The organism is Streptomyces sp. NBC_00539 (assembly GCF_036346105.1).
Taxonomy (GTDB): Bacteria; Actinomycetota; Actinomycetes; order Streptomycetales; family Streptomycetaceae; genus Streptomyces.
Map to the genome: position 1 here is coordinate 821,761 of NZ_CP107811.1, position 15,840 is coordinate 837,600.

At 74.7% G+C, this 15,840-nt stretch carries 13 protein-coding genes; 8 read left to right on the forward strand and 5 right to left on the reverse strand.

The annotated features are described in order from the left end of the window. Nucleotides 1-7 precede the first annotated feature (7 nt). Entirely contained in the window at nucleotides 8-1,156 is a 1,149-nt protein-coding gene (locus OG861_RS03735) for a hypothetical protein (RefSeq protein ID WP_329200547.1), read from the forward strand. Here OG861_RS03735 and OG861_RS03740 read toward each other — a convergent pair. Continuing rightward, complete coding sequence (locus OG861_RS03740; RefSeq protein WP_329375118.1) at nucleotides 1,083-1,523, reverse strand: hypothetical protein; 441 nt, start codon at nucleotides 1,521-1,523, stop codon at nucleotides 1,083-1,085. The two genes, OG861_RS03735 and OG861_RS03740, sit on opposite strands and share 74 nt — an antisense overlap. An 83-nt stretch (nucleotides 1,524-1,606) precedes the next feature. Then, nucleotides 1,607-2,554 carry an AEC family transporter gene (locus OG861_RS03745; protein ID WP_329200543.1) on the reverse strand — a complete coding sequence of 316 codons (948 nt, stop codon included), beginning with the start codon at nucleotides 2,552-2,554 and terminating at the stop codon, nucleotides 1,607-1,609. An 81-nt stretch (nucleotides 2,555-2,635) separates the two neighbouring features. Between OG861_RS03745 and OG861_RS03750 the strand changes: the two genes are divergently transcribed. The 4 genes from OG861_RS03750 to OG861_RS03765 all read left to right on the forward strand — a co-directional run bounded on the left by OG861_RS03750 (nucleotide 2,636) and on the right by OG861_RS03765 (nucleotide 7,020). After that, entirely contained in the window at nucleotides 2,636-3,964 is a 1,329-nt protein-coding gene (locus tag OG861_RS03750) for a sensor histidine kinase (RefSeq protein ID WP_329200542.1), read from the forward strand. Continuing rightward, nucleotides 3,961-4,641, forward strand: coding sequence for a response regulator transcription factor (locus tag OG861_RS03755; protein ID WP_329200540.1), 681 nt, complete (start codon nucleotides 3,961-3,963; stop codon nucleotides 4,639-4,641). The genes OG861_RS03750 and OG861_RS03755 overlap by 4 nt, the downstream gene beginning before the upstream one ends. A gap of 124 nt (nucleotides 4,642-4,765) precedes the next feature. Next, nucleotides 4,766-5,812 (forward strand): alpha/beta hydrolase, encoded by a 1,047-nt coding sequence (locus OG861_RS03760; RefSeq protein WP_329200538.1) that lies wholly within the window; start codon nucleotides 4,766-4,768, stop codon nucleotides 5,810-5,812. Next, nucleotides 5,809-7,020 carry an acyltransferase family protein gene (locus tag OG861_RS03765; RefSeq protein WP_329200536.1) on the forward strand — a complete coding sequence of 404 codons (1,212 nt, stop codon included), beginning with the start codon at nucleotides 5,809-5,811 and terminating at the stop codon, nucleotides 7,018-7,020. Before OG861_RS03760 ends, OG861_RS03765 begins: the two co-directional genes overlap by 4 nt. A gap of 17 nt (nucleotides 7,021-7,037) precedes the next feature. On the opposite strand, the gene OG861_RS03770 is transcribed toward OG861_RS03765, so the two are convergent. Next, nucleotides 7,038-7,460: a DUF350 domain-containing protein gene (locus OG861_RS03770; protein WP_329200534.1), complete on the reverse strand. Its 423-nt coding sequence runs from the start codon at nucleotides 7,458-7,460 to the stop codon at nucleotides 7,038-7,040. A gap of 114 nt (nucleotides 7,461-7,574) precedes the next feature. On the opposite strand from OG861_RS03770, the gene OG861_RS03775 reads away from it, so the two are divergent. After that, the gene (locus tag OG861_RS03775) at nucleotides 7,575-9,389 is read left to right on the forward strand and encodes a GNAT family N-acetyltransferase (protein ID WP_329200532.1); all 1,815 of its coding nucleotides are present in this window, start codon (nucleotides 7,575-7,577) and stop codon (nucleotides 9,387-9,389) included. On the opposite strand, the gene OG861_RS03780 is transcribed toward OG861_RS03775, so the two are convergent. Then, a complete protein-coding gene (locus OG861_RS03780) occupies nucleotides 9,347-11,380 on the reverse strand; it encodes an AMP-binding protein (RefSeq protein WP_329200529.1) in 2,034 nt (677 codons plus the stop codon). The genes OG861_RS03775 and OG861_RS03780 overlap by 43 nt on opposite strands. 125 nt (nucleotides 11,381-11,505) lie before the next feature. Here OG861_RS03780 and OG861_RS03785 point away from each other — a divergent pair, with 125 nt between their 5' ends. Next, nucleotides 11,506-13,416 (forward strand): ABC transporter ATP-binding protein, encoded by a 1,911-nt coding sequence (locus OG861_RS03785; RefSeq protein ID WP_329200528.1) that lies wholly within the window; start codon nucleotides 11,506-11,508, stop codon nucleotides 13,414-13,416. A gap of 296 nt (nucleotides 13,417-13,712) precedes the next feature. After that, nucleotides 13,713-14,495, forward strand: a complete 783-nt coding sequence (locus OG861_RS03790) for an NPP1 family protein (RefSeq protein ID WP_329202582.1) — start codon at nucleotides 13,713-13,715, stop codon at nucleotides 14,493-14,495. Here OG861_RS03790 and OG861_RS03795 read toward each other — a convergent pair. Then, nucleotides 14,479-15,831: a serine/threonine-protein kinase gene (locus OG861_RS03795; protein WP_329200527.1), complete on the reverse strand. Its 1,353-nt coding sequence runs from the start codon at nucleotides 15,829-15,831 to the stop codon at nucleotides 14,479-14,481. The genes OG861_RS03790 and OG861_RS03795 overlap by 17 nt on opposite strands. Nucleotides 15,832-15,840 lie beyond the last annotated feature (9 nt).

The following is a 15,840-nucleotide window of genomic DNA, read 5'->3' on the forward strand; positions in this document are numbered from 1 at the left end:
CCCTTGCATGCGACGTACGTTGACGATGGCGGCGGCCACGGCCGCGCTGGCGCTGGTGGGCGGCCCGCTGGCGGTCACCGAAGCGCGCAGCGCCCCCGTCCTCGGGCGCTGGTCGGCGGTGGAGGCGCAGGCCTTCTGGACGCCCGAGCGGATGGCGTCGGCCGTTCCCGCTCCGCCGCTTCCCGAGGCGTCCCCCGCCCCGGAGCCGTCCGTGGATCCCGCCGCGAGCCCCGCCGTCCCCGCCCCGTCCCCCTCCCCCTCGCCCACCGCGGTGCCCGCGCCCGCCCTCCCGCCGGCACCGGCTCTCCCTCCCACGCCGACGCCGCCCCCCACGCCGACGCCGACCGTCGCCGCCGTCTCGCCCGTCCGGGCCCCGGATCCCGCCTACGCCGCTGCGGCCGCCCACCCCGGCGCGGGACGCAACTTCGACGGCATGCCGGTCGTCGGGCGGATGTTCGTCATGACGGGCGGCGGCGCGTACTTCTGCACCGCGAGCGTGGTCTCCTCCCCGGGCCGCGACCTGGTGGTCAGCGCTGCGCACTGCCTGCTCGGCGCGGACGCCCGCCAGGTGGCGTTCGTACCGCACTACAGGGCCGACAAGCCCCAGCCGTACGGGCTGTTCCCGGTGCTGCGCGACTCCGCCGGGCGGGCGAAGGTGTGGATCCACCCGCGCTACCGGCGTGAGGGAGCCGACCGCGCGGCCACGCTCGACGTGGCCTTCGCCCAGGTCGGACCCAACTCCTCGGGCGCCCTGGTGGAGGACGTCGTCGGCGGGAACCGGCTGGTGACCGGAGCCTCCTACGCACAGCCCTCGGTCACGCTCGTCGGCTATCCGGCGTCCGCGGCCCGGCCGCGCCTGTGCGTGAACCGGACGACGAAGTTCACCAGCTCCGATCCGAAGATCCCGGGGTCGTTCCAGCGGATCGACTGCACCGGCTACCCCGGCGGGACCAGCGGCGGGCCCTTCCTGACGCACTTCGACACGCGGCGCCTGACCGGTGACGTGATCGGGGTGATCGGCGGCTGGAAGACCGGCGGCGACACCGACGACACCTCCTACAGCTCCTACTTCGGGGCGGAGATCAGGGCGTTGTACGAGACGGCAGTCGCCTCGGGGCGGATGACGCGGGCGACACGGGCGACCCGGTCCGGGTGAGCGGCCCGGGCTGCGCGTGCACCCGTACCCAACGGGTGCGGCGCGGGTTGCCGACGGTGGGCGGGGTCGCCGGGACCTCCTCGGCGCTCAGCGGGTCCGCCGGGGCCAGGGCGAGCTGACGGCGCAGCTCGGCCAGCGCCGTGTGCACGGGGGCGAGGATGATCTCGGCGCGCGGGTGGATGCGGGCCAGCGCGTGCGCGGTGGTCTCGATGGTCTCGGCGGCGTCCTCGGCGGCGGTCCGGCTCCATCCGCCGGGCCCGCCTGCGCCCCAGGGCGCGACGGCGTCGTAGAGGTGACAGGCGGCATCGGCCGCGGCGTCGGCCCGTTCACCGACACCCGGCGCCGCGTTCATCGGCAGCAGCTCCATGCCCGGTCAACGACCGGCCCCCGCCGGGGGAACGAACGGACGGCCACCGGATCCCCGGGCCGCGGCGTACGGGCCCCCGGACGTCAGGAGACGACGGCCTGCAACCAGAGGGGCAGCAGCAGGATGGACACGACGGAACTCTTGATCACGACGGAGGCCGAGAGGCCGACCCCCACGTCGTAGCGCTGCGCGAAGATGAACAGGTTCTGCGGGGTCGGCATCGCGGCGATCAGCACGAGGTAGGCGAGCCAGTCGCCGCGGACGCCGAACAGGGCCCCGCAGACCAGCCACGCCAGCAGCGGGAAACCGAGGCACTTGACGGCGACCAGCGCCATCTCCTCGCGCGTGGTGTCCCGCAGCGCGAGGCCGGTGCCGCCCAGGTGCAGGCCGAGCGCGAACAGGGCGACGGGGGACGCGCTGTCGCCGACGAAGGCCGCTCCGTCGAGCACCACCTTGGGCAGGTGCACCGACAGCAGGTTGAACGCGATGCCCGCGTTGCAGGCCAGCACGAGGGGGGTGATCAGGGAGGCCCGGACCGCCCGGGCGAGGCGGGTCCCGGGGCCCGCGGCGCCGGCGCCCGCGCGGCCGAGCTCCATGATGGCGATGACGACGAGGGACAGCACGCAGACCTGGAACAGCAGCACCGGGAAGATGGGCGCCGCGGTCCCGAAGACGGTGATGAAGACGGGGACGGCGAAGTAGGCGGTGTTCACCTGCACCCCGGCCATGACGCGCAGCGCGACGGCACGGGGCTCGCGTATGCCGTAGGCGACCGCGCCGAGTACCACGCAGAGCACCGCGACGGCCGCGGTCGCCGCGTAGCCGCCGATCGCGCGCCAGTCGAACAGGGCGGCGAGGTCGCTGGCGTAGATGTTGCCGAACAGGTAGCAGGGAACCGCGAAGAGGAACGCGTAGTCGGCGAACACCTTCGACGCCTCGGCCGGGACGATCTTGCGGCGTGCGAGCAGCACCCCTCCGCCGAAGGCCAGGAGTACCGGCACCAGCTTTTCGAGTGCGGCCGTCCCGCCCATGGACACGGTCCTCCTTGATCGCCCCGGCGCAGCCTACTCCGCAGCCCTGCGCGCCGTGCGGCCGCATAGGCTGGTGCGATCATGAGCGACGCACCCGGGCCGACGGCCCCTCCCCCCGCCCCCGTCCGGGGACCGCGCAAGGCCACCCGGTTCGCCGTGGTGCTGCGCACGCCGGCCCGGCCCGGGGAGCCACTCTTCTCGCGGGCGCCGAAGCGCTGGCAGCGGTGGATGCCGCTCGTCGTCACCGGCGTGTTCGTCGTGACGCTGCTGCCGGTGACCATCTCGGTGCTGAGCGGCGACTACGGGGCGGCCGGCGGCTGGGCGGGGGCGCTGGGCGTGGCGCAGACGGTGCCGCTGCTGCTCGCCGTCACCCGGCCGCTGCCGGCCTGGGGCATGGTGCTGCTCGCGGACACCCTCGGGGCGGCGCTGCTGATCCACGCCGACAAGGTGGCGGGGCACGCCTGGCCGTGGACGCCGATGGCCATCGTCGGCTACCTGCTGCTGATGGTCTGCCTGGGGCTGCGCGAGTCCGTGCGGACCCTGGTCGGGGTGTGGCTGGTGACCGGCGCCGTCGGCGTGGTGCTGGGCTTCTTCGCGCCCGACGGGGTGATGAACACCGTCGCGCTCCTCTTCGTACTCGCCGGCACCTTCCTCGCGCTGACGGGGGCACTGCGCCTGCTGGGCGACGCGCAGCAGCGGATCACGGAGCAGGAGGACATCAGCGAGGCGGAACGGTCACGGCGCACCCTGCTGGAGGAACGGGCCCGCATCGCCCGGGAGTTGCACGACGTGGTGGCGCACCACATGTCGATGATCACGGTGCAGGCCGATTCCGCGCCCTACCGGCTGCCCGGCATGGGGGAGCCGGTGCGGGAGGAGTTCGCGGCGATCGCGGCGGCCGCCCGCGAGTCGCTGGGCGAGATGCGGCGGCTGCTGACGGTGCTGCGCGGCGACGGCGGCGACGGACCGGCCGGTGAACGGGCGCCGCAGCCGGGGATCGACCGGCTCCAGCAGCTGGTGGAGGCCACCGTACGGGCGGGGCAGCCGGTGGAGTTGTCCCTGGCGGCGGGGGCGGCGCGGGGCGTGCCGCCGGCGGTGGACCTGTCGGCGTACCGGATCGTCCAGGAGGCGCTGGCCAATGTGGTGCGGCACGCGCCGGGGGCGACGACCCGGGTCTCGGTGAGCCGGTCCCCCGGCGAGCCGGACGAAGTGCTCGTGCTGGTCGTCAACGGCCCGGCGCGCGACGCCCTGGTGGCGGTGGAGACCTCGGGGACGGGCCACGGTCTGGTGGGGATGCGCGAGCGCGTACGGTTGACGGGCGGGACGCTCGACACCGGCCCGCTGCCGGAGGGCGGCTTCCGCGTCGCCGCCCGCCTGCCCGTGAACCCCCCGGCCGAGGAGCCCAGTTGACCATCCGTGTGATCATCGTCGACGACCAGGCGATGGTACGCGCCGGGTTCGCCGCCCTGCTCTGCGCCCAGGCCGACATCGATGTGGTGGGCGAGGCGCCGGACGGCCGGGAAGGGGTGCGGGTCGCGCGCACCGTGCACCCGGACGTGGTGCTGATGGACGTACGGATGCCGGAGATGGACGGCCTCGCGGCGGCGCGGGAGATCCTCACCCCGCCGGCGGGCGTGGTCCACCGGCCGAAGGTGCTGATGCTGACCACGTTCGACATCGACGACTACGTGTACGAGGCGCTGCGCGCGGGCGCGTCCGGCTTCCTCCTCAAGGACGCTCCGCCGGCCGATCTGATCGCCGCGGTGCGGATCGTCGCCTCGGGCGAGGCGCTGCTGGCGCCGTCGGTGACGCGCCGGCTGATCGCGGACTTCGTGGAGCGGCGGCCGGCGCCCCGCAAGGACCCGGCGCTACGGCTGAACGGCCTGACTCCCCGTGAGACCGAGGTACTGGAGCTCATCGCGCGCGGTCTGTCGAACCAGGAGATCGCCGGGCACCTGGTGGTGGCGGAGCAGACGGTCAAGACGCACATCGGGCGGGTGCTGGCCAAGCTGGACCTGCGGGACCGGGCCCAGGCGGTGATCTTCGCCTACGAGGCGGGTCTGGTCCGGCCCGGAGACGGCGCCTGAGAGGTCCTGTTCCCTCCTCCACCCCCTACCCGGGTATGAGGCGGAGCTTGGCTCCGCGGTCTGACGCAGCGGCCGGTACCTCCTTCCTACCTTCTGCCTCACCACGAGGAGAGGGGAGGAGCGGATGCGCCGCTTCGGAAGGACGCTGGCCGCCGCCGCACTGGTGGCGACGCTGGTCGCGGGCACCGCCGGATGGGCGGGCGCGGACAGCGTCACGCCGGTCACCGGTCCGCCGCCGGGCACCGCCGCCTGGCTGGGCGACCCGCTGCCGGGCCGGCCGCTGCCCGACCCGGCGACCGCGTCGGCGCCCGAGGTCGCACGGTTCTTCGCCGGGCTCGACGACACCGTGCGTGCAGAACTCCTGCGCCGCCACCCGCTGGTGGTGGGCAATCTCGACGGGGCACCGCTCACCCTGCGGTACGAGGCCAACCGGCTGGCGATCACCGCCACGGGCGAGGCCCGGTACTCCTCCCTGGCCCGTCCCGGCCGGCAGATCCTCGCCTTCGACCCGCGCGGGCGGGGCCAGGTCGCCGAGGTGTTCGGGGACCTGGAACACGCGGCCCACGTGGCGGTGGTCGTCCCCGGCTCCGACAGCGACGCCTCCGGCCACGACACCGCTCGGGGGCCCGCCGCCGGCCCCGCCGCAATGGCCCGGGCGCTGCGCACAGCGACCGACGGCTCCGCCACCGCCGTGGTGGCGTGGACGGGCTACACCACCCCGGTCGGCATCGGCCTGGACGCGGCCGGCGGGCGGCTGGCCGAGGCGGGCGCCGTGCGCCTGGCCCGGTTCACGGCCGGGCTCGACGCGGTCGGCGCCCCCGACCCGGCGCTGTTCTGCCACAGCTACGGCTCGGTGGTGTGCGGGCTCTCGGCCCCGTACACGGACGCCGCCGACATCGTCGTGTTCGGCTCGCCCGGCATGCGGGCCGCCAACGCCGCCGCTCTGCGCACCGGTGCCCGCGTCTGGGCGGCCCGGGGCCCCTCCGACTGGATCGCCGACATCCCGAACGTCGAACTGGCCGGCCTCGGTCACGGCGCCGACCCGACATCCGCCGCGTTCGGCGCCCGCCGGGTGCCCGCCGCCGATGTGGAGGGCCACACCGGGTACTTCGCACCCGGCACCCGCTCCCTGGCGGCGTTCGCCGCGATCGCGACGGGGGACGTCCGATGAGCGCCCTGACCGCGCTGCGGGCCACGGCCGCCCGGATCGAGCGGCAGACCCCCGCCCACCGGGACCGCGCCGTCGACGGGCTGCGCGCCCTCGCGCTGCTGGCCGTGCCGACCGGGCACTGGCTGCTCGGGGGCTTCACCCTCGACTCCGCGGGCGGCCTGCACAACGCGAGCCCGCTGTCGGCCTTCGGCGCCCTGGCGCCGGCGAGCTGGGTGCTCCAGATGCTGGGCATCTTCTTCCTGGTCGGCGGCTACGCCTGCGTGCTGTCCTTCCACCGCCGCACGGGTTCGACCGGCGCCTGGCTGCGGGGCCGGATCGCCCGCCTCGGACGGCCGGTGCTCGGGGTGACGGCGGTGTGGGCGCTGGCGGCGCCGGTGCTGTACGCGCTGGGCGTGCCCGAAGCGACGCTGCGGACCGGGGCGACGCTGGTGATCCAGCCGCTGTGGTTCGTCGGGGTGTACGTGGCGGTCACCGCGCTGACACCGTACTGCGTGCGCGCGTCGCACCGGCTCGGCGGGTGGGCGGCGGTCCCGCTGCTGGCCTCCGTCGCCGTCGTGGACGCCCTGCGCTACGGGCCGCTCGCCGGTTCCGTGCCGGGCTGGCTGTCGCTGCTGAACATCGTGCCGGGCTGGCTGTTCGCGTACCAGCTGGGCGTGGACTGGGGCGAGGGCCGGATCGGACGCCGAGGGGCGTGGGCGCTGCTGGTGGGCGGGGTCGCGCTGTTCGCGACGCTGCTGACGGTGTTCCACTACCCGGCGTCGATGGTCGGGGTGCCGGGGGCGGCGCGGACCAACTCGCACCCGCCGTCGCTGCTGGTGCCGGCGCTGGCCGCGGCCCAGTCGGGTGCGGCGATGCTGGTGCGCGACCGGCTGGCGAGGCTGCTGTCGCGGCCCGCGCTGTGGGCGCCCGTCGTGGTGGTCAACCTGTGCGCGATGACGATCCTGTGCTGGCACCAGAGCGCCATGCTGGCCGCCGCCGTCCCCGGCTCGTTCGTCGGGGAGCTGGCGGGTCTGACCACCTCCCCCGACAGCCCCGGGTGGATCGCGGCCCGGCTGGCCTGGATGCCGGTGTTCGCGGCGCTGCTGGTGGGCATCGCCCGCTACGCCCGCCGCTTCGAGGAGCCGTGGACCCGGGCGACGGCGGTCCGCAGGGCCCTGGCGGGCGTACTGGCGGCGGGGTTCGCGGTGTTCGCCCTGGGCCTGGCGTGAAGGCGGCGCCCGGACGGTCAGGCGATGGAGGCGGCGACGATCGCGGCGACGGCCAGGTTGCAGGAGGCCGTGACCCAGACCGCCGGGTGGGGCTCCGGGTCGACCACGATCGCGCCGAGCTTGCCGGGGGTCACCAGGTCCAGTACCAGGAAGGCCACCGCCATCAGCACCAGGCCGAGCACGCCGAACGCCGCGGTGGACGCCAGGCCCTTGCCGAAGTCCTCGTACGTCGTCCAGATCGAGGTGAAGACGATGCCTCCGACGCCGAGCAGCGCGGAGCTGAGCATCACCGCGGCGTTGCGGTTGCGCTCCTCCCAGATCTGCTGCGGGAGCTTCCCCGGCGTCAGTACGTCCACCAGGACGATGCCGAGGATCAGCAGCACCAGGCCGAGGGCGCCGAAGGCGCTGGTGCGGCCGAGTCCGTCGAGGATGTCGCTCATGGGAAGCCTGTCTGCGCGTGAGGAGGAAGGCGTGGGCAGGAAGGGGTTGCACCCCGCCGTGGGCCGGGCGAATCTATCGCACGTCCGGGCGGCGGACCATGGGGAGGCCGGTACGTGGAACAGCTCAGGGCCGCACGGCCCGATGAGGCGCGGACACTGACCGCGCTCGTCCTGCGGTCCAAGGCCCACTGGGGGTACGACGCGCGGTTCCTGGCGGCCTGCGCACCGCAGTTGGCACTCCGGCCGCACGAGGTGACGGCCCGGCGGGTGGTGGTCGCCGAGGACGGGCACGGCGCCGTCGTGGGCCTCGCCTCCCTTGAGCCCGAGGGCGACGGGGAACGGGCACGGCTGGGGCTGCTGTTCGTGGAACCGGCGGTCATCGGCCGCGGTGTGGGGCGGCTGTTGTACCGGGACGTGCTGCGCCGGGCGCTCGCGCTGGGCGTCCGCCGGCTGCTGATCGACGCCGATCCGCATGCGGCGGGGTTCTACCGGGCGATGGGCGCGGTTGCTTCGTCGGGCGCCCCGCAGGGCCTGGTGCGGTTCGAGGTGGCTCCGGTCCCCCTCGCCGGGTGGGCGCGGGCGTGGACGGGCGGGGGCCGCGCGGTGCACGTGGGCAACGTGGCCGAGTTCAACGCGCAGTTCGCCGACGCCTCCCTGGACCGGGAGCAGTCGGCCGCGCACCACTACGCCGCGCTGGCCGCGTTCTACAGTCCCGAACCGGCGGCCCTGGTGCTGCCGCGGCCGGTGCCGGCGCACTGGCCGGCGCTGGTGGGGCGGCAGTTGGGCTGGGGCGAGGTGGAGGTGTTCGACGGCCTGGCGGAGTCGGGCCCGGGCCTGTCGTGGGCGGTACGGGCCCGGCCGGCGCTCGTGGAACGGCTGACGGCGGCCGGGCTGCCCCTCGTACCGTGGGGGCTGACGGAGCCCTTCGGGCGGCTGTCGGGCCGGCCGTGGCGGCCGCGGGAGCTGCGCTACGAGTCGAAGGCGGCCTCGCACGCCCTGTTCGCCGAGATCCTGGCGGGCGGCGGGCATCCCGCGATCAGGCTGCCCGCGCAGTGGCGGGCCCCGACCCGGCGGGCGGCGGCGCGGACGGTGGCGCGGCGGGCCGCCGCCGGGGAGGCCTCGGTGGTCAAGTCGGAGCACGGCGTGGGTGGTTCCGGGGTCACGGTCGTCACACCGCAGCGGCTGCGGACGCCCGGCGGGGCGCGGGTGCTGCGGCGGCGGCTGCCGCGCGGCCCGCTGCTCGTGGAGGAGTACGTGCCCGGTCCCGCCGCGGGGGAACCGGGCGGCGGCCTGCGGGACCTCACCTACGACGGGTTCGTGGACGGCGCGGGCCACGTCCACGAGGCCGGGGCGGCGGTCATGGACGTGACCGACGGCGGCTACCGGGGGGCGACGGTCGGGCCCGGGGTGGTGCCCGCCGAGGCGGAGGGGCCACTGCTGGCCTTCGGCGCGGCCGTGGGCCGGGAGCTGGCGCAGGCGGGCTACCGGGGCTGGTTCGACGTGGACTTCGTCACGGACGGGGCGGGCCGCCTGGCGCCGACCGAGACGAACCTGCGCCTGACCGGCCCGGCGCTCGCCTTCATGGTGGCGGCCCGGCTGGACGCGCTGCGGGGCGCGGGGCACTTCGTACGGATCGCGGACCGGGTGGAACTGGGGGCGCGGCTGCCGGACGGGCAGCTCGAGGAGCTGTGCGGGGAGCTGGCGCGGGCCTGCTCGCGGCTCGGGGCGGTGTTCGTCCCGGCGATCCCGACCGCGGCGTTCGAGCCGGCGCCCTGGCTGGGCGTACTGGTGGCCGCGCACGGCAAGGAGGCGCTGGACGCGGCCGGGGCACTGGTGCGGGAGCGGGCGCTCGCGGTCGGACGGCCGTTCACCCGTGGGCGGTCGCCTCAGTCGTCTCCGAAGGGGGAGGCCGGTTTCCGCGTGAGGTAGAGGGCCACGACGGCGCCCGCGATCATCAGGGGGATGTTGAAGGTGTAGACGAGGGCGGCCTGGCGCGGCCAGTCGTGCTTGGCGGCGAGCCGGTAGAGGTTGTCCTGGGGCCACCAGGCGACGAGCAGGTAGACGACGGCAAGGTGGGCCGCCCTGGTCAGGGCGCGGCTCCGGCCCCGCATCCGGGAGCGCCCGCCGAACAGGAAGACGACGCCCGCGGCGAAGGCCAGCGCCTCGAAGACGTAGAGGACGAAGAAGAGGGCCGCCCAGGGACTCGGTACCCCGCTGAGGTCGGTCGAGCCGGGCCAGAACACACCGGTGAGGGCGAGCGCGAAGAGGGCCAGCACGAGCACCGCGCAGCCGGAGGCGAACGCCGGGGAGAGTTGTTCCCCGCCCCCGCCCGCGTACTTTCCGGCGCCGCGGGCGGTCCGCGCGGGGCCGTCCGGCAGGGGCGGCAGCGGGAGGCCGGCGCGGTCCTCGCGGCCCGTGCGGTCCCGGGGCAGGGCGCGCAGCGGCACCACGGTGTACGGGAGGTGCTCCGGGGGCACCTCGTCCGCGAGGTGGGCCCTGAGCGCGACGGCGTCGGGCAGGCCGGCGCCCGGAGGTGCACCGGCCGGTGGCGGGGCGAGGTAGGCGACGATCCCGCGGGAGCCGGCCCGGGGACGCTTGCCGGGGCCGCCGTCTGCGGAGCCGCCGTCCCGGACGTCGGCGACGAGCGCGGACCCCACGCCGTCGTGGGACCGGATCAGGGATTCCAGGTGGTGGGGGTCGAGGTGGGGGCCGTGTCCGGTGATCCGGTCACGGATCCGGCCGCGGAACTCCAGGAGCCCGTCGGGGCCCAGCAGACCGAGGTCGCCGGTGGGTATCGCTTCCCCGCCGTCGGGCGGGGTGAGCAGGATCTGCCCGTCGCGCAGGTCGGCACGGCAGCCGGGGAAGGGGACGCCGATCAGCGCGAGCCGTGCGGGGGCGGCGGGCGGGGCGGGCAGCCGGGACAGCTCGAACCAGGTGCCGGTCCCGGCGCTCTCGGCGGTTCCGTAGAGGGCGAGCACGCGCGCGCCGGGCCGCAGTCGGGCTTGCAGGGCGGCGTGCTGGTCGAGGTAGAGGCGGTCTCCGGTGACGGTGACCATGCGCAGCGACCGGGCGGCGGTGCCCGGTGCCGGGCGCACGACGGCCGCTTCCCGGTCCGGTTGCGGGCGGTCGCCGAGGAGCAGCCGCAGGGCCCCGGCCGGGTCGGTGTGCAGGACCGTGACGTCGTCGGCGTCGACCGCCGCGCGGATGCCGTCCGGCGACCAGGGCGTGCGCTCGGTGAGGACCAGGGCGCCGCCCGTGCACAGGGCGCGGGGCCACCCGGCGGCGAAGGCGGTCGCGTCGGGCCCGGCGGTGATCAGGTGCCGGTCGGCGGGGCCCGGGGCCGCGACCTCGGCCCAGCTGTCGCAGGCGGCGAGCAGCAGGGGGTGGCTGACGGGGACGGGGCGCGGGTCGGCGGCCCCGGTGAACAGCAGCGCGGCGGTGCCCCGGTCGCGCGTCGCGGGGGTGGGCCGGTCGGTGGGCCGCCCCGCGATGGCGGACGCCTCGGCGCCCAGGCGGATGAACCGCAGGCCCCGGCCGTCGTCGAGCCGGGGGTGGTGTGCGGCGTGGGTGAGGACGGCGTCGGGGCGGATCGCGGCGAGCTGCCGCTGTCCGGTGCGCGGGTCGGCGACGTCGATCAGTGCGTAGGCCGCGCCCGCTTTGAGGACGGCGAGGAGGGCGACGACGAGTTCCTGCTGCCGGGCGGTACCCACGGCCACGAGAGCCTGGTCGGGCAGTCCGGCGGCGAGGAGGTGGTGGGCCAGCTGGTTGGAGCGGGCGTCGAGCTGCCCGTAGGTGAGAGTGTCCGGCCCGGCGACGAGCGCGCGGGCCCCGGGGGCGTCGTGCGCCCACTGTTCGAAACGCCGGAGGACACTGCCGAGGGCCTGCCGTCCTGGACGGGTGGTCTCTGATCCCTGCGTCATGGACCGATGATGCCACCTGGCACCGACAACCCGGAGCTCCGAACATCCTTGCTGTGCAGTGCAGTTGGGGCTCTTCGGAGCAAATCATTGACCTCAAGTTTGGTTGAGGTCGTAGCGTTCGGCGTATGGATATGGAAGTCACCGCCTGGACATCGCTGCACAGCGCCATGAACGCCCAGCAGGACCGTCGCCCCCTCTCCCGGGCGAGCCTGCGCCGGATCGCCGCCTTCGCCCGCCCGCACCGCCGGGGCCTCACCGCCTTCCTGTTCCTCAGCGTGGTGACCGCACTGCTCGCCGTGGCGACCCCGCTGCTCGCCAGCCGGGTCGTGGACACGATCGTCGGGGGCGGGAGCAGCGGCACCGTCACCCGCCTCGCCCTGCTCATCGCGCTCATCGCGGTGGCGGAGGCCGGGCTCGGCCTGCTGACCCGCAAACTGTCGGCCACCCTCGGTGAGGGGCTGATCCTCGATCTGCGGACGGCGGTCTTCGACCACGTACAGCGGATGCCGGTCGCCTTCTTCACCCGCACCCGTACCGGCGCCCTGGTGAGCCGGCTCAACAACGACGTGATCGGCGCCCAGCGGGCCTTCAGCAACACCCTGTCCGGGGTGGCTTCCAACATCGTCACCCTGCTGCTGACGCTTGCCGTGATGCTGGGCATCTCCTGGCAGATCACCCTGCTGGCGCTGGTACTGCTGCCGGTGTTCGTGCTGCCGGCGCGGCGGATGGGGGCGCGGATGGCCTCCATGCAGCGCGAGGCCTCGGCGCTCAACGCCGCCATGGGCACCCAGATGACGGAACGGTTCTCCGCGCCCGGCGCCACCCTGGTCAAGCTGTTCGGACGCCCTGCGGAGGAGTCCGCCGAGTTCGCGGCGCGGGCGGCCCGGGTGCGGGACATCGGCATCCGCACCGCCATGGCACAGTCGGCCTTCATCACCGCCCTCACCCTGGTCTCGGCCCTCGCCCTGGCGCTGGTCTACGGCCTCGGCGGCTACTACGCCGTGCACGGGACCCTCGAAGCGGGTTCCGTCGTGGCCCTCGCCCTGCTGCTCACCCGGCTCTACTCCCCGCTGACCGCCCTCGCCGGGGCCCGCGTGGAGGTGATGAGCGCGATGGTGAGCTTCGAGCGGGTCTTCGAGATCCTCGACCTCGAGCCGCTCATCGCCGAGAAGCCCGACGCCCGCCGGGTTCCGGACGGGCCGGTGACCGTGGAGTTCGACCGGGTCTCCTTCGGTTACCCCTCTCCTGACAAGGTCTCGCTCGCCTCCCTGGAGGAGGTCGCCACCCTCGACGCCCGGGGCGGCACCCGGGTGCTGCACGACGTCTCGTTCCGCGCCGAACCCGGCCAGATGATCGCGCTCGTCGGCTCCTCCGGCGCGGGCAAGTCGACCATCGCGCAGCTGCTGCCGCGCCTGTACGACGCCGACGAGGGCGCGGTCCGTCTCGGTGGCATCGACGTACGGGACCTCACCGCCGACTCGGTCCGCGAGACCCTCGGCATGGTCACCCAGGACGGCCACCTGTTCCACGAGTCGGTGCGGGCCAACCTGCTGCTGGCCCGGCCCGGGGCGAGCGAGGAGGAGCTCTGGGAGGCGCTGCGCCGCTCGCGCCTGGACGGGCTCGTCGCCTCGCTGCCGGACGGCCTGGACACCGTCGTCGGCGAACGCGGCTACCGACTGTCGGGCGGGGAGCGCCAGCGGCTGACGATCGCACGGCTGCTGCTGGCCCGCCAGCGGGTGGTGATCCTCGACGAGGCCACCGCCCACCTCGACTCCACCTCGGAGGCGGCCGTCCAGGAGGCCCTCGCGGAGGCCCTGTCGGGCCGGACGGCAGTGGTGATCGCGCACCGCCTGTCGACGGTCCAGGCGGCCGATCTGATCCTGGTGGTGGAGGAGGGCCGGATCGTGGAACGGGGCACGCACACCGAGCTGCTGGCGGCGGGCGGCCGCTACGAAGAGCTGTACCGCACCCAGTTCGCCCCGGCGGAGACCGCCGACCCCACCCCGGACGCCACCTTGCCGGTCTCGGGCGGATGACCCGCCGTCCCCGGTAGCCCGGCACCGCGCTGACGCTGCTGCCGGGCAAAGCTCCCGGGCGGCCCCGTCCGAGGCCCGGCGGAGCCCCCGCAGCGGCGCCGGAGGGGCCGGCCCTGGGCCTCGGATTGGGCTCGGAAGCGCCGCAGGACGGACGCGGATCACGCCATGCACGGTTCCCGCACCGGCAGTTCGTCCGGCGGCCATGTACGTGGCGGCGCGGACGGGGTGTACTGGGGCGCTTGCCCGGACGACCACCGCCCCGCCAAGGAGCCGATGTGCGCAGCGCCCCGCCGCCGATGACGAACCCACAGCACGCGCCCCGTCACCGGCTCCGCCGGATCCTGACCGCCGCCGGCCTGGGAGCCGCGTCCCTCGTGATGACGCTGCCCACCGCCGCCGTCGCCGCCGTCATCCCGCAACTCCCGCAGAACGCGGACGGCTTGGAGCAGACCTTCTCCCCCGCCTACGACTACGACAGGGACGGCTGCTACGCCACCGCCGCCATCAGCCCCGACGGCACTGCCAACCCGGGACTGAAACCCGGCGGGGACGTCAACGGCCACTGCCGGGACCTCGCGCAGCTGCAGAACTCCAACACCTACTCGCGCGCGAAGTGCAACAACGGCTGGTGCGCGGTCATGTACGCGAGTTACTTCGAGAAGGACCAGGCCACCCTCGGTCCGGCGGCCATCGGCCACCGCCACGACTTCGAGCACGTGGTCGTCTGGATCAAGGACAACCAGGTCGAGTACGTGTCGACGTCCCAGCACAGCGGCTGGAAGTGGTACCCCCGCTCCCAGGTCCGGTTCGACGGCACGCACCCCAAGGCCGTCTACCACAAGGACGGCGCCTCGACGCACTTCTTCCGGCTGGCCAACGGCAACGACGAACCCGCCGAGAACCACACGGGAAACTGGTTCTTCCCCCGCCTCGTCGGCTGGAACGGATACCCGGCCGGCTTGCGCGACCGGCTCATGAACGCCGATTTCGGCGCCGCCACCATCAAGATCTCCGACCCCCGTTTCAACGACGCCCTCAACGCCGCGAAGCCTCCCGTCCCCTTCAACCCCTACGGCTGACGGCGCCGCCTCCCGGCACCAGCCACCACAGGAGCCAGCAACAGGTCCCGAGGAGCAGGCCGTTGGTGACCACCTCCACCACCCCCCAGATCGGCCAGATCGCGGCGACACCGAAGAACAGCCACACGTTCACCAGGACGAACAGCAGCCACCCGACGGCCGGGGACCACCGGGGCCGCAGGACGGCGTTGACCAGCGCGATCACCCCAGCCGTGACGGAAATGAGCATCTCCCGCTTGTAGCCGTGCCAGTTGTCCACCGCGTTCCACGGCAGCACGGTGCCGAGCCAGACCAGCACGAAGCAGCCCGCGGCGCGCAACAGCAGCGAGAGCGGGGTCTGCGCCGGCGCCGTGAGCCGGGTGGCGGCGACCCGGGCGGCCACCGCCTCGGCGTCCGTCACCTCGGCGTCCGTCGCCCCCACCGGCCCGACCGGCGGCAGGAGGCGGTGCGTGGGTGCGGCCCGTACGGGGATCTCCGTCGCCGCGGTGCCCCGCAGGACGGCCTCCAGCGCCGCCAGTGCCTGGTCGGCGCAGGCCCGCGCCTGCGGGTCCTTCGTCAGGAGGGCCGCAAGTACGGGCGCCAGGGGGCCGGCCCGCTCCGGTACCGGCGGCTCCTTCGTGACGATGGCCACGCACAGGGCGGAGAACGTGTCGGCGGAGAACGGCGGACGGCCCTCCAACGCGCTGTACAGGGTGGCTCCCAGCGACCAGAGGTCGGTGGCGGGCGTCGGCGGCTCGCCCTCCAGTTGCTCCGGAGCCATGTAGGCGGGCGTGCCGATGAGGGTCCCGGTATGGGTGAGCGTCATCGTGGCGTCCGCCACGTGGGCGATGCCGAAGTCCGTGATGACGACCCTGTCGTCCATCAGCAGGACGTTGTCGGGCTTGAGGTCGCGGTGGACGATGCCGGAGGCGTGCGCCCGGGAGAGGGCTTTGAGCATCGAGGCGCCGATCTCGGCGACCCTGCGCACCGGTAACCGGCCCGCCTCGCGCACCGCGGCGGCGAGGGAGGGTCCGGTCACGTACTCCATGACGATGACCGGAGCGCCTTCGTGCTCGACCACGTCGTGCACCGTGATGATCCCCGGGTGGTTGAGCCGGGCCGCGGCCCGCGCTTCGCGCAGGACGCGCTGGAGCAGCAGGGCGCGCTGTTCCTCGCCGACGCCCGGCGGCAGCATGACCTCCTTGACGGCGACCTCGCGGCCCAGTCTCTCGTCGCGGCCCCGCCAGACCCGGCCCATTCCGCCCCGGCCTACGAGATCCAGGAGTCGGTACCGCCCTCCGATCAGCGCCCCGCCCACCTCTGCCCCGCCCACCTCTGCCCCACCCACCTCTGCCACGCCGCCCAC

Excerpts from the sequence above, each read along its gene's own strand:
- OG861_RS03735 (WP_329200547.1), top strand. The coding sequence starts at position 8 with ATGCGACGTACGTTGACGATGGCGGCGGCCACGGCCGCGCTGGCGCTG.
- OG861_RS03740 (WP_329375118.1), bottom strand. The coding sequence starts at position 1,523 with ATGGAGCTGCTGCCGATGAACGCGGCGCCGGGTGTCGGTGAACGGGCC.
- OG861_RS03745 (WP_329200543.1), bottom strand. The coding sequence starts at position 2,554 with ATGGGCGGGACGGCCGCACTCGAAAAGCTGGTGCCGGTACTCCTGGCC.
- OG861_RS03750 (WP_329200542.1), top strand. The coding sequence starts at position 2,636 with ATGAGCGACGCACCCGGGCCGACGGCCCCTCCCCCCGCCCCCGTCCGG.
- OG861_RS03760 (WP_329200538.1), top strand. The coding sequence starts at position 4,766 with ATGCGCCGCTTCGGAAGGACGCTGGCCGCCGCCGCACTGGTGGCGACG.
- OG861_RS03765 (WP_329200536.1), top strand. The coding sequence starts at position 5,809 with ATGAGCGCCCTGACCGCGCTGCGGGCCACGGCCGCCCGGATCGAGCGG.
- OG861_RS03770 (WP_329200534.1), bottom strand. The coding sequence starts at position 7,460 with ATGAGCGACATCCTCGACGGACTCGGCCGCACCAGCGCCTTCGGCGCC.
- OG861_RS03780 (WP_329200529.1), bottom strand. The coding sequence starts at position 11,380 with ATGACGCAGGGATCAGAGACCACCCGTCCAGGACGGCAGGCCCTCGGC.
- OG861_RS03785 (WP_329200528.1), top strand. The coding sequence starts at position 11,506 with ATGGATATGGAAGTCACCGCCTGGACATCGCTGCACAGCGCCATGAAC.
- OG861_RS03790 (WP_329202582.1), top strand. The coding sequence starts at position 13,713 with ATGACGAACCCACAGCACGCGCCCCGTCACCGGCTCCGCCGGATCCTG.